Annotated in this window: 11 protein-coding genes; 8 read left to right on the top strand and 3 right to left on the bottom strand. The window is 37.4% G+C overall.

The features are described from left to right. Positions 1-390 precede the first annotated feature (390 nt). Positions 391-1647 (top strand): MFS transporter, encoded by a 1257-nt coding sequence (locus BTHG_RS08195; protein ID WP_052307756.1) that lies wholly within the window; start codon positions 391-393, stop codon positions 1645-1647. Positions 1648-1900: 253 nt separating this feature from the next. Here the strand turns inward: BTHG_RS08195 and BTHG_RS08190 are convergent, their stop codons facing one another. After that, a complete protein-coding gene (locus BTHG_RS08190) occupies positions 1901-2992 on the bottom strand; it encodes a DUF1648 domain-containing protein (RefSeq protein ID WP_010283693.1) in 1092 nt (363 codons plus the stop codon). Positions 2993-2994: 2 nt separating this feature from the next. Beyond that, positions 2995-3387, bottom strand: a complete 393-nt coding sequence (locus tag BTHG_RS08185) for a GntR family transcriptional regulator (protein WP_010283692.1) — start codon at positions 3385-3387, stop codon at positions 2995-2997. 167 nt (positions 3388-3554) lie between these two features. Between BTHG_RS08185 and BTHG_RS08180 the strand changes: the two genes are divergently transcribed. From BTHG_RS08180 to BTHG_RS08155, 6 genes are all read left to right on the top strand, one after another. Continuing rightward, complete coding sequence (locus BTHG_RS08180) at positions 3555-4847, top strand: NCS2 family permease (protein ID WP_010283691.1); 1293 nt, start codon at positions 3555-3557, stop codon at positions 4845-4847. 127 nt (positions 4848-4974) lie between these two features. Further along, the gene (locus BTHG_RS08175; protein WP_010283690.1) at positions 4975-5664 is read left to right on the top strand and encodes a response regulator transcription factor; all 690 of its coding nucleotides are present in this window, start codon (positions 4975-4977) and stop codon (positions 5662-5664) included. A gap of 1 nt (position 5665) precedes the next feature. Next, complete coding sequence (locus tag BTHG_RS08170; protein WP_010283689.1) at positions 5666-6670, top strand: sensor histidine kinase; 1005 nt, start codon at positions 5666-5668, stop codon at positions 6668-6670. A 107-nt stretch (positions 6671-6777) separates the two neighbouring features. Then, positions 6778-7461 (top strand): ABC transporter ATP-binding protein, encoded by a 684-nt coding sequence (locus tag BTHG_RS08165; RefSeq protein WP_010283688.1) that lies wholly within the window; start codon positions 6778-6780, stop codon positions 7459-7461. Next, a complete protein-coding gene (locus BTHG_RS08160) occupies positions 7458-10046 on the top strand; it encodes an FtsX-like permease family protein (RefSeq protein WP_010283687.1) in 2589 nt (862 codons plus the stop codon). Before BTHG_RS08165 ends, BTHG_RS08160 begins: the two co-directional genes overlap by 4 nt. 376 nt (positions 10047-10422) lie before the next feature. Next, complete coding sequence (locus BTHG_RS08155; RefSeq protein ID WP_010283686.1) at positions 10423-11691, top strand: mechanosensitive ion channel family protein; 1269 nt, start codon at positions 10423-10425, stop codon at positions 11689-11691. A 57-nt stretch (positions 11692-11748) separates the two neighbouring features. On the opposite strand, the gene BTHG_RS08150 is transcribed toward BTHG_RS08155, so the two are convergent. Next, a complete protein-coding gene (locus BTHG_RS08150; protein WP_010283685.1) occupies positions 11749-12255 on the bottom strand; it encodes a DUF3189 family protein in 507 nt (168 codons plus the stop codon). A 141-nt stretch (positions 12256-12396) separates the two neighbouring features. Here BTHG_RS08150 and BTHG_RS08145 point away from each other — a divergent pair, with 141 nt between their 5' ends. Next, entirely contained in the window at positions 12397-13275 is an 879-nt protein-coding gene (locus BTHG_RS08145) for a DMT family transporter (protein ID WP_010283684.1), read from the top strand. Positions 13276-13326: the final 51 nt, after the last annotated feature.

The raw sequence follows: 13326 nt of genomic DNA, 5'->3' as shown, positions 1-13326 counted from the left end.
TTTGGGCAAATTCCACTTCATTTAGAATATGAAGAGGAATGTGAGTATGAGTAGAGGTGATGAAAGCCCGAACGCGGCAAGGACCCTATCGGAAAGTCCTTCATCGAGGTAATGAAAGCCCGAATGCGGCAAGCCCCCGCGCGGAAAGTCCTTCATCGAGGTGATGAAAGCCCGAATGCGGCAAGCCCCCGCCTGGAAAGTCCTTCATCAGGTTGATGACCGCCCGAACGCCACCAAATAACCACCAAAATCTCCACATCATCGTATAAAATCAATTCCACATACATCACCTGTGAATAATTGCCACTTTTGTTTGGAACGCTTTTAATTAGAACTTTTAATTTAGAACCTTTAATTCAAACAAAAGTTATACTTCAAAGTGGTGAAAATATGTTAATCAGAGAAGACAATCCAGAAAAAATACATCCAGTGGTTAAAAAGCTGATGTTAGTTAACACGATACGAAGCATCGGACAAGGTATGATGGTTGTAGTACTAGCTTTGTACCTTGATGCTTTGGGGTGGAGTTCGGTGACAATCGGAACGGTGCTAGCAGCTGGTGGATTGCTTGGTGTATTCCTAGCACCGTTTATCGGTGTTTGTAGTGACCGGGTGGGACGGAAACCCTTCATTCTTTTTTCGGAGCTTTTGACAGCGGGGTGTGCATTGATTGGAATCCTCTCGACAAATCCAGCGCTCTTATTTATTGCAATTTCTCTGTCAGGTTTTGGTAAGGCAGATGCTGGTTCGGCGAGCCCATTTGCCCCTGCAGAACAGGCATGGCTGGCAACTTTTATCCAACCATCTGAACGTGGAAAAATGTATAGCTTGAATAATGCGCTTAGTTTTTTTGGAATGGCGACAGGGGCAATGCTAGTTGGAACGATGAACATTGATGAAATCGTAGCAGGAATCTTTTCCTATCAACTTGCTTTTTATATTACGTTCATATTCTCTCTTGTTACAACGTCGATTATTTTAACGATTCGAGATGAAACTGTTCCAAGGAGTACGCGATCTTTGGACAAGCAGTCCGTAGTAGAAGATAAGAAAATTGTCAAAGTAGAAAATCATGCAATGTTAAAACTAGCAGGAATTAATGTATTGAATGGGATTGCAATTGGTTTGACGGGTCCAATGATGGCTTACTGGTTTTCGGTTAAATTTGGAGTTAGCAGTGCGCAAATTGGTAGCACGTTAGCCCTAACTTTTTTTGCAACAGGAATCACATCCTTTTTTCAAGCTAGGATTTCACATAAGTATGGAACGGTTCAATCAATTGTAATGGTTCGTTTCATTGCATGCCTACTGTTGATTTTCATGCCGTTGTTGTCTTCATATGCTCTCGTTTCAATTATTTATATTCTACGAACAGCTTTAAATCGAGGGTCTCAAGGAGCTCAGCAAGCACTGAGTGTAAGCCTAACACGAGGCAATCGTAGTGGTTTTGCATCTAGTATTAATCTACTTTCAATGCGACTACCGATTTCAATCGGTCCATATATAACTGGCTACTTCTTTGGAGTAGGAGCATTGGCATTGCCTTTTTATATCGCGGCTGGTTTACAAGGTAGTTTTGCCTATTTCTATGGCAAGGCTTTCCGGGCTTACGATACAAAAATGAAGCTAAAACCTTCATCAAGCTAAAAAAAACGACAAGCCCGCGCTTGTCGATTCAGACTGTTGACAAACGCTCGCATACTGCGTTGCTTGCCTCGCTCGTTGCGCTCATTCGGCAACTTCTATTCGCGTCTTCGCTCAGCTGCGCGCCTTGTCTGACAAGCGTCTTAGACAGTCTGAGACTTGAGTTAAAATTTAGATATCTTTAAAAATTCGTGTAGAGAAAGTCAGCACTGACTTTCTCTACACTCTGAATCGACAAGCCTTCGCTTGTCGATTTTTAAAGAAAACTAAACAGGATGATGAGTGCTAGTGGGACTAAGATGATAAAATATCCGATAGGGTTTCCGAAATTGATTGACCAGCCAACACCAAATCGTTTTTCAACAAAGATGGATGGATCGTTTTTGTTGACATAAAAGAGTCCACCGACCCAATGTTTATCATCGTCATAATCTCTTATTCCTGCATTGGTTTCGTCAATGTTTCCTTTATCTGAGCTTCCCACTTTTATGGCAAAAGCAATTGTAGAGACTAAAGTAAGAATTAGGAAAATAATCGGAACTGCCATTACAATCGTTCCGTCCACGATATCAGGGTGTATCGTTCTAAATTGAAAGAAACTAAACATCCCTGTTAATAATATGGTCGTAAAAAATAGTAACCAGCTTGTATATTTACGTAAAGTGAGTTGTCGTAATCGGGAAGCATTGGTTGCTGTTGCACTCAATTTTATTCCAGACTTTTTTGTGCTTACGATAATGGCTAAAAACATTACTTGCATCACGAACATCGTAAGTGGGCCAGAGATAGCAGAAGCTAGTGTTTTTTCAGTAAAGGCATCAGGCTCACCATTTATTCCCCAGTGAGTCGGAATTTGATCTGGAAGAAGATCGTATTGTGCAATTGTATACCCAATCACACCAACTGTAATGAGAATTGGTACTAAAAATACGTACCATGGCAACATTTCATCTTGAGCTCGAGCTGACAAGTCTGCGATTTGAACCTGTTTTGTATTTTCTCCCCATTTCATTTTCTTTTTTAACTGAAGTGTTTTTCCGTGAAAATAAAAGTAAAGGGTAAAGCTGAACAAAATAATCGCAAATTGAATAATTGTTCCGATTAGAACTGTCTGTTCCTCAGAAGCATTGCTTGAGAATACCCATATTGCGTAACCTGCCAACGCGATAATTGATAAAAGGGATACGAGTAGGGCATATTTCTTTTTATAAGAAGAAAGTTTTTCATTTTTGATGTGGTTTTCAGGAACTGTTATTCCAAAGATAACCGTTCGCTTCACAAGAAAAGGAACTGCGGTTTGAATTCCAGCTAGAATAACCGCGATAATGAGAAAGATAGCCAACGTCATAATTATGCCTCCTTATTTGATGAACTTTTAAAATGAGTGATAATAGTAGAAACTAATTCTTGAATTTGTTCATTGGACATACCGACAACGAGAGATTCCGCGATAAGTAATTTATAGTCTTCCTTTAACCTGTCAAACGAAGATTCGTTGAAATCCTGTGGGGAAGAGATCACCGCTCCAGATTTAGGCACAATTTTGATGATTCCTTTTTTCTCTAATTGGTGATAACTTTTGTTAACAGTGTGCATGTTGATACCAAGGTCTGCAGCAAATGTTCTCACGGAAGGTAGGGATTCACCGGGATGAATTAACCCTCTCGCGATTCCTTTAATGATTTGATTGGTCATTTGTTGGTAAATGGGAATATCGGATTCAGGTTCAATTTGAATTATCATTTTTGATCCCTCCTATCTTTGGGACAGAGGGACAGGTTTACTGTCCCAACTGGGACAAGGAACCTGTCCTCATGTCCCTTTTAATCTGTTCTATATTTATTATAACAAATCTGTTCTATAATTTGTATAACAAATTAAAAATTTAATAAAAAGAGGAATATACACATATGAAAAATTATTTTGATTTCAATACACGTCAAACTTCATTTAAGCAGGAATTTATTGGTGGATTAACCACTTTTCTATCAATGGCTTACATTCTTGTGGTAAATCCAATCGTTTTAGGTGAATCTGGGATGGACAAAGGCGCCGTTTTTACTGCAACCGCGATAACCATTATTCTTGGTTCACTGTTAATCGGTATACTTTCTAACTATCCAATCGGGATTGCTCCTAGCATGGGTCTAAATTCATTTTTTACGTATTCCGTTGTAATTGGGATGGGAATTCCTTGGCAAACAGCATTAACGGGCGTTTTCGTGGCAGGTATTTTATTTGTGATTTTAAGTGTGTTAAAAGTACGTGAAAAAATTATTAATGTGATACCACAGGATTTGAAGTATGCCATTGCTGGTGGGATTGGTTTCTTTGTCGCATTTATTGGTTTGAAAAATGCGAAAATTATTATAGGAAACGAGGCTACATTTGTATCACTTGGGGATTTCACATCGGGCGCGACTTTGCTAGCCTTATTCGGATTCGTTATTACTTCCATAATGCTAGTTAGGGGAATTCGTGGTGGTATTTTCTATGGAATGGTTATTGCCTCCATTGTAGGGATGATCTTTGGGATTATTCAAAAGCCAACAGGTATTATAGGAAAAATACCAAGTCTTGAACCAACATTTGGTGTTGTTTTTACTGAGCTTCCAAATGTATTTACACCAGATATCATTATTGTCATTTTTACATTCTTATTTGTTGGATTTTTTGATACAGCAGGTACATTGATTGCAGTTGCGAGTCAGGCTGGAATCTTAAAGGATAATAAAATTCCAAACGCTGGTCCTGCATTATTATCGGATGCCTCAGCAACTGTGATCGGTTCTATTCTAGGAACGTCTCCGACTGCTTCCCTAATTGAATCAACTGCAGGAATTGCTGCAGGTGCACGTACTGGATTTTCGTCGATAGTCATCTCAGGCTTTTTCTTTTTAGCACTCTTTTTCTCGCCATTGTTAGCGGTTGTTACGTCTGAAATAACAGCTCCAGCCCTCATTATCGTGGGCGCGATGATGGTAGCAGAAGTTCGCCATATTGACTGGACGAAGCTGGATATTGCTATACCAGCATTTACAACAATTATTATGATGCCTTTAACATTTAGCGTCGCAACAGGTATTGCTTTAGGATTCATCATGTATCCTATTACAATGCTTGCATTGGGAAGACATAAAGAAGTCCATCCGATTATGTATGTTCTTTTTATAACGTTTATTGTCTATTTTATATATGTATAATAGTGAAAACCCCTGATGATGGAGAAATTCAACATGTCCAGGGGTTTTTGTTTTTGATAAAATAGCCTAGAACAGATTAAATACAGTGGGAGGTGTTGGGACAAAGGGTAGTCTTTGTCTCGTCACTATGAAAATATTACTTGTAGAAGATGATAAGACAATTGCAACGGGATTGAATTATTCGTTGACCCAGGATGGGTATGAGACATTCATTTGCCATAATGCGGATGATGCAAAGAGGGTAATAAACGAAAAAATAAATGAAATCGATTTATGTCTCTTTGATTTATCTTTACCAGATGGAAGTGGTTACGAATTATGTGAATTAGTAAAAAAGCAAATGGATAAACCGGTTATTTTTTTAACTGCACTGGATGATGAAGTGAACGTGGTAATGGGACTGGATATGGGTGCGGATGATTATATTACAAAGCCTTTTCGCATACGTGAGCTTTTGTCACGCATTAAATCCGTACTTCGTCGGTATAACAAGCAAACAATAGCACAGCCCAAAACGATAATAGATATCGAAAATATCCGGGTCAACACATTGGAGGGAAAGGTGTATAAGAATGGAGAAGAGATCCTCCTGACTGCATTGGAGTACCGTCTATTCTTGATATTCGCAAATCATATTGGCCAAGTCCTTACGAGAACACAGCTGCTAGATCGAATTTGGGATGTAGCGGGGGATTTCGTGAATGACAATACACTGACCGTCTACATCAAGAGATTACGAGAAAAGCTTGAGGATGAGCCGCAAAGTCCCAAAATCATCAAGACAGTCCGCGGTATGGGCTATAAGGTTGGTGACTGAGATGGTCCGTAACCGTGAAATACAGGTCTTGCTACTAGCGCTAGTAACAATCTCACTCGTTGCACTACTAATCGCGTATTTTCTATTCTCTGGAACGGTTGCTCTACTTGTACTGATTACCTCTATTTTGCTGATTGGGTGTTTTTTGGTCTTTACGAAGTGGAGGTATCGAGAAATTGAAAACCTTTCTGGCTATTTACGGAAAATAACGAGTGGTGATTATAGTTTAGACGTTAGAGACAACCATGAAGGTGAACTAAGTATTTTAAAAAGTGACATCTATAAAGTGACATTAAAACTCTCAGAGCATAGTTCACTCCTGCAACAGGATAAACTGAAATTAACGAATGCCATTTCGGATATTTCCCATCAATTAAAAACACCACTAACCTCTATGATGGTCATGGCTGATTTATTGGGTGAAGCCAAACTTGATGTTGAGAAGCGCGTTGAATTTACAAATAACATCCGCGTGCAGCTAGAAAGAATAGAATGGCTTGTGTCGTCATTGTTAAAGCTCTCAAAAATTGATGCGGGAACTGTTCCTTTTAAAAAGGATACCGTGTATGTATCTGAATTAGTGGAACGTGCTGTACATCCGATCCTAGTACCAATGGATGTAAAACAGCAAAAGTTAATTGTTGAAGGAGAAAAAGAGGTTTCTATTATTGGAGATTTCAATTGGACGGCGGAGGCACTTATCAACATTTTGAAAAACTGTGTCGAACATACACAGGAGGGTGGAAGCATCTCGATTTTATTCTCCGAAAACGCCTTATATACCGAAATCATCATATCAGATAATGGAAAAGGTATAGCTAAAGAAGATCTCCCCTATATTTTTAAGCGTTTTTACAAGGGGAAAAATGCCGGCGAGGATAGTATAGGAATTGGCCTTGCAATGGCATATAGCATTATTAAAAGTCAACAAGGTGATATCGAGGTAAGAAGTGCAGAGGGAAAAGGGACAACATTTATTATAAAATTTTATAAGCAGGTAATCTAGTTGGTCTGACTTTTTAGAAAGTGAATAAAATGTCACTTTAGGAGTCACTTTAGAGTCATCTTAGGCAGATATACTAAACACAACATCGAAAATATGGAGGTTTACGGATGAATATTTTACAAATTGAAAATCTGTCTAAGGTATATGGAAAAGGCGAAACAGCTGTTAAAGCACTTGATAATGTGTCATTTTCAGTGAAAAAGGGAGAGTTTGTGGCAATCATCGGGCCATCTGGTTCTGGAAAATCAACACTTTTACATCTGCTTGGTGGAGTTGATCGGCCAACTAGTGGAAAGGTTCTCATTGATAACACGGATATTTATGATTTAAATGAAACTCAATTGGCGATTTTTAGAAGAAGACAAATTGGATTAATCTATCAGTTTTATAATTTAATTCCTATTTTAACGGTAGAAGAAAATATTACATTACCTATGTTATTAGATGAGCATAAGGTTGACCCGAAGCAATTAACAGATGTAGTAAGGATACTCGGTTTAGAAAAACGTTTAAATCATTTGCCAAACCAGCTTTCTGGTGGCCAACAGCAACGTGTATCAATCGGTCGTGCCCTTATTAGTAATCCAGCAATTATGCTAGCGGATGAACCGACCGGTAATCTAGATAGTAAGAATAGTAGCGAGATCATTGAGCTTTTAAAAATGTTTAACAAAACCTATAATCAAACACTACTTGTGATTACCCATGATGAGCGAATTGCCCTTCAAGCTGACCGTGTCATTTCCATTGAGGACGGTAGGATTGCAAAGGATGAGGTGATTCGTCCATGAACATCATCAACAAATTAACGATTCGCCATTTGAAAGAAAATAAACGAAGGACGCTAGTCACAATCATTGGTGTAATCATTTCGGTAGCCATGATATCAGCGGTAGCAACACTTGGCGTTTCGTTTTTAAACTTAATGATTCGGGATAATATTGCTTCAAATGGAGAATGGCATGTTAAATATAATGCCGTTAATGAAGAGCAAATACAGGCGATTGAAAAAGACGATCAAACCAAAAAGTTGATTCTCTCAAATGACCTCGGCTATGCAAAGCTAGAAGGGTCAGAAAATAAAGGGAAACCCTATTTATTTTTTAAAGAATATAACACAGCTGGATTTAAGCATTTTCCAATCGAGTTAGCAGACGGACGACTCCCATTCTCTGAAAATGAAATTGTCATATCCGAAGAAATTGCAAAGAACGCTAAAGTGGCATATAAAATTGGCGACAAGCTAACAGCGGATATCGGTCAAAGGATACTAGCAGGAGAAGAGAATCCACTCGGCCAGAATTACCCCTTGCAATCAGATGAAAATGGGGCCAAGGAAAGCCTTAAGATAGATAAAAATGAAACATTTACAATAGTAGGGATAATCAAACGTCCAACTTGGGAGCAAACATGGTCTCCAGGATATACAGTGATTAAATACGTGGACGAAAAATCTATGAACTCAACTCGTAAAATAGATGCGCTGGTTGTTTTAGAAAAAGTGAAAAGTTCATTGTTTAAACACTCAGAAGAAATTGCTAAAAATAATGGAATCACATCTGTTTCTTATAACGATGATTTATTACGCTTTTATGGGGTAACAGATAATGATAGCCTCCGCCTCACATTATTCTCATTGGCAGGAATTATCATGACAGTCATTATTATTGGTTCAGTTGCGTTAATTTACAATGCTTTTGCAATCAGTGTTTCTGAACGTTCTAGACACTTAGGAATGCTATCGAGCGTAGGAGCTACCAAAAAACAAAAGCGGAATTCTGTCTTTTTTGAAGGAGCTGTGATTGGTGCAATTAGTATTCCAATTGGAATACTTTCAGGTCTAGCGGGGATAGGGGTAACCTTCTCATTTATAAATTCTTATCTTGAAGGAGCACTAAATGTCTCTGAAAAACTAAAGGTAATCGTTACACCAGCTTCAATATTAGTGGCGTGTGTCGTTTCGATTGTCACTATTTTTATTTCAACCTATATCCCTGCGAAGAGAGCCTCCAAGGTATCGGCGATTGATGCCATTCGGCAAACGCAGGATATCAAATTATCTAAGAAAACAGTAAAGACGTCAAAAATGGTTCGCAAACTGTTTGGTATGGAAGCTGAAATTGGTTTAAAGAACTTGAAGAGAAATAAAAAGAGATATCAAGCAACTGTATTCTCACTTGTCATAAGTATTGTTCTCTTTTTAACTGTTTCCTTTTTTACAGATAATCTAAAAAAATCCCTTGAACTATCCCAAGAGGATATAGATTATGATATTCAAGTGATTAATGATCAAATGGACAAAGATGATTTATTGCAATTTACGAAGCTTGATCATGTAACTGAATCGAGTATCGTTCAAACAGTTTATTTAACTACATTAATAGAGAAGGAGCAACTTCCAAACGAATTGTTAAAAACTGTAGAAAGGGACCCCTCCGTTTTGCAAGATGGTAAATTTACTTTTTACGTAAGTTTACATGGTTTAGATCGTGATAGCTTCAAGGCCTACGCAGCAAAAATAGGAACGGATTCTGCAAAGTTTGATAATGAGAATTCACTTAATGCTATTATTATTGATAACATCACCTATCAAGATAATGAGACGGGGAAATTTATTGAAACAAAGTCAATTCATACAAACGTAGAAGATACAATTAAACTAAATACAATGAATTATGAGACCGATGAGCAGCACTTTTTAGCTAATATAGAAGTTGCAGCATTAACCGACCAGTTACCGATGGGAATTTCAACTTCTGCACTTGGTGGATTAAATATCATCGTTTCAGAGGATCAATTAGAAAATATTGTTTCCGGTAACGAGATGGCAAAAAGTGAAATCCAAGCTGAATTATATATGAATAGTTCAGATCCAATGGCCACACAAGACGAATTGGATAAAGTTACAGACTCTGGTACGCATGTGTATAATGTCTATCAAAGAAGACAGGAACAAGAGCAAATGGTTGTTATGATGGCGATTTTCACGTATGGATTTATCGCCTTGATTTCATTAATTTCGATTGCAAATATCTTTAATACCATTTCAACAAGCATCTCACTTCGTAAACGTGAATTTGCAATGTTACGATCTGTGGGAATGACTCCAAAAGGTTTCAACAAAATGATCAATTATGAAAGTATATTTTACGGCATGAATGCTTTATTATATGGACTTCCAATCAGCCTGGTAGTCATGTATCTTATCTATTGGTCACTTGGAAATACATTTGAATACGGATTTAATCTTCCATGGATGAGTATCTTATTTGTTATAATCATTATCTTTGTCATCGTGGGTGCAGCCATGCTGTATTCCATCCAAAAAATTAAAAAAGAAAATATTATCGATGGATTAAAGCAGGAGAGTATTTAAAGGGTAAATCCCTGCATCTTCATTAATTAGGGCCAGACTATTCAGTAGTTAGGCCCTGTTTTATTCGGTAGATGTATAACTTTCCTTCCGTGGTGATGCAAAAGCTGGAAAAACAATGTAAAGAACCGTACGAGACACAAAACTGTTTGAAGTCACGTACTATTTATATGGCAATTGTTTGCAGGGACTCCCGTAAATATTAATGAATGCAACCCAAACCATCTGCAAAACAACACAAAACCCTGAAGCGCATACGCAAACCTTTGGACTGATGGTAATGTATATATCAAGAAGAAGGTCTATTTATTTTGTTATAATAGGAAATAAGCTCATTACACGCGTATGGAAACACGCAGTACATACATGGAGGAGAAATATGAAGTTAATACAGAAGCAACTTTTAGAATATGGAATGGACCCAACGTGGGCTCATTATCTTTCCATTGTTTTGATGATTCTTTTTATTGCACTCATTTGTATAGTGGCAAATTTTATCACCAAAAGAGTGATAATTAATATCATTACTCGAATTGTTAATAAAACCAAATATCAATGGGATAATATGCTATTAGAGAGGAAAGTATTTAGAAGACTATCTCATATAGTACCGGCGATTATCATTCATTATTTTTCGGGAACCTTTCCAACTTATAAGCATTTGATTCAACTGGGGGCCAACGTCTATATTATCATCGTGGCATTAATGGTTCTTAGTAGCATATTAAATGCCGTGAATGATATTTATCAAACCTATGAGATATCTAAGACTCGACCGATAAAAGGATATATTCAGGTTGTAAAAATTATTGTCGTCATCTTGGGGATTATATTAGTCATTGCAAATCTAATGGGGAAGAGTCCACTTTTACTTTTAAGTGGAATCGGTGCTCTCTCGGCCGTATTCTTGTTGATTTTTAAAGACTCATTACTGGGACTTGTTGCAGGTGTTCAGTTGACAACGAATGATATGGTTCGGGTTGGCGATTGGATTGAAATGCCTAAGTATGGGGCGGATGGAGATGTAATTGATATCTCATTGGTCACAGTTAAGGTGCAAAATTGGGACAAAACAATAACGACGATTCCAAGCTATGCTCTTGTTTCCGATTCATTTATCAATTGGAGAGGTATGCAAACATCAGGTGGTCGAAGGATCAAACGCTCTTTATATATTGACAAGAATAGTATTTCATTTTGTACGGAGGAAATGATTGCGAAATTTAAACAAATCCAGCTTCTCTCAGACTACATAACCAATCGGGAACTAGAAATCGAAGAATATAATATCAAACACGAGATTAACCGGGATAATCCGGTTAATGGAAGAGCTCTCACTAATATTGGTGTATTTAGGGCATATGTTAGTAATTATCTTCAAATGCATTCAGGTATTAATCAAGAGATGACATTGATGGTTCGGCAACTAGCACCAACTGAACATGGTTTACCACTAGAGATTTATGCCTTTACAAATGATGTAAGGTGGGCCGTGTATGAAACTACCCAAGCTGATATTTTTGACCACCTTTTTGCTGTTGCAGGGGAATTTGGATTACGTTTATTCCAAAATCCATCAGGGCATGATTTGAAAACGATGATGGTGGAAACGAAAGAGGATGGAATGGTAAGAGGTACAGAAAACTAAAACATTGATGAACACTCACAAAGGCTGGTTACTCAGCTCTTGTGAGTGTTTTTGTCTCTATTTGAAATTTTTATTATCCAGCACCACGATATTTTCATTAGATGATTTTGCTGTTTGCTTCGTGTGTTGAACTAGACGATGGATTGTGTTACAAGCTTGTTTGGAACCTATTACAAGGAGTGGAACGCCAATGAAATCAATGTGAATACCCCTTGAGAAAAATCCTCCCATTGTCATCGCAAAAGGAACGGTTGGAGATGTGTTTGAGAAAATAATTTTTTCCTTTCGTTCATATCGTTCTTGTAGGATTGTACTTAGTTGTTTAAGTGCAGGAACGACTAATTTACTCCTCTTTCGTCCAATCGAATAGACGGGATTACCATCTTCATCAATTCCATGGAATATGAACTTTCCAAAATCCTTTTTTGTGAGTTTATTAAAATAATCAACATGTAAAATCTCTTCTTTTGTGAGTTTTCGTTCAGTAGGAAGTTGATTTAAATGATAGGCTGCCGCTAATGCTGTGCTATGTGTTCCAGCATAATCATTGTAAATGTAAATCATAGTGGTCCTCCTAATTTTACGAGCAATACCCTATATTATCTCCAATTAATAACAACCTAAATCATTTTAGATACCGGTTAAAGGGATTCATGGTAGAATAGTTGATATATATTTTGGGACATGTCCATTAGGAGAAGAGATATGAAGGCAAAGTTTATTTTTATTGTAGTTATGCTGATATTTGGTAGTATTGGTTTGTTTGTGAAAAATATTAATCTTTCTTCGAGCGAAATTGCTTTATTTCGCGGAACAATTGGAAGTTTGTTTTTAATTGGTGCTAGTTTCCTGGTAAAGCAGAAATTTTCATTTAAAACATCAAAACGCAATCTTGTTTTGCTTCTAGTTTCAGGTGCTGCGATGGGCTTTAACTGGATTTTTTTATTTGAATCTTATCGCTATACCACTATTTCGAATGCAACTCTTAGTTATTATTTTGCCCCAGTGTTTGTCATGATTTTGGCTCCATTTTTATTGAAGGAAAGATGGACATGGTTGAAAGGGCTTAGCATTGCTCTCGCATTTTTGGGGCTACTGTTAGTTGTCAATCCTGGTGTTGATGCAGGTATTGGGACTTATAATCATCCGGTTGGGATTATGTATGGCTTATTGGCTGCTGCTCTTTATGCGAGTGTGATTTTGATAAATAAATTTATCAAAAATCTATCAGATTTTAATACAACAATCATGCAGCTGTTGACAGCATCAATTGTATTATTTCCGTATGTTCTAGTTACACAAGAATTGAATTATTCAGGGCTCGGTCTACAATCAATCACTCTATTACTTATAGTAGGAATTGTTCATACAGGTTTCGCCTACCTTTTCTATTTTTCCGTTATGAAAAAATTGAAGGGACAAACGATTGCTGTGTTAAGTTATATTGACCCAATTTCCGCAGTATTAATGGCAGCTATCATTTTGAGTGAAAGTATGAACTTTGTCCAAATTGTGGGTGGAATTTTCATTTTGGGGTCTACTTTCATTAGTGAGATAAACTGGAGAAAAATAAGAAAACATTGATTATCGAACTAAGGATGTTGTGGCAGGTGAAATTTGAGTGTGACAGGCGTT

The organism is Bacillus timonensis, assembly GCF_000285535.1.
Lineage (GTDB): Bacteria > Bacillota > Bacilli > Bacillales > Bacillaceae_L > Ferdinandcohnia > Ferdinandcohnia timonensis.
Note: the sequence above shows the minus strand (reverse complement) of the source record. Positions and strands in the feature narration are given on the sequence as shown.

Bases quoted from the DNA above. Each gene is read 5' to 3' on its own strand.
- BTHG_RS08195 (WP_052307756.1), top strand. From the start codon at position 391: ATGTTAATCAGAGAAGACAATCCAGAAAAAATACATCCAGTGGTTAAA.
- BTHG_RS08190 (WP_010283693.1), bottom strand. From the start codon at position 2,992: ATGACGTTGGCTATCTTTCTCATTATCGCGGTTATTCTAGCTGGAATT.
- BTHG_RS08185 (WP_010283692.1), bottom strand. From the start codon at position 3,387: ATGATAATTCAAATTGAACCTGAATCCGATATTCCCATTTACCAACAA.
- BTHG_RS08180 (WP_010283691.1), top strand. From the start codon at position 3,555: ATGAAAAATTATTTTGATTTCAATACACGTCAAACTTCATTTAAGCAG.
- BTHG_RS08175 (WP_010283690.1), top strand. From the start codon at position 4,975: ATGAAAATATTACTTGTAGAAGATGATAAGACAATTGCAACGGGATTG.
- BTHG_RS08170 (WP_010283689.1), top strand. From the start codon at position 5,666: ATGGTCCGTAACCGTGAAATACAGGTCTTGCTACTAGCGCTAGTAACA.
- BTHG_RS08165 (WP_010283688.1), top strand. From the start codon at position 6,778: ATGAATATTTTACAAATTGAAAATCTGTCTAAGGTATATGGAAAAGGC.
- BTHG_RS08160 (WP_010283687.1), top strand. From the start codon at position 7,458: ATGAACATCATCAACAAATTAACGATTCGCCATTTGAAAGAAAATAAA.
- BTHG_RS08155 (WP_010283686.1), top strand. From the start codon at position 10,423: ATGAAGTTAATACAGAAGCAACTTTTAGAATATGGAATGGACCCAACG.
- BTHG_RS08150 (WP_010283685.1), bottom strand. From the start codon at position 12,255: ATGATTTACATTTACAATGATTATGCTGGAACACATAGCACAGCATTA.
- BTHG_RS08145 (WP_010283684.1), top strand. From the start codon at position 12,397: ATGAAGGCAAAGTTTATTTTTATTGTAGTTATGCTGATATTTGGTAGT.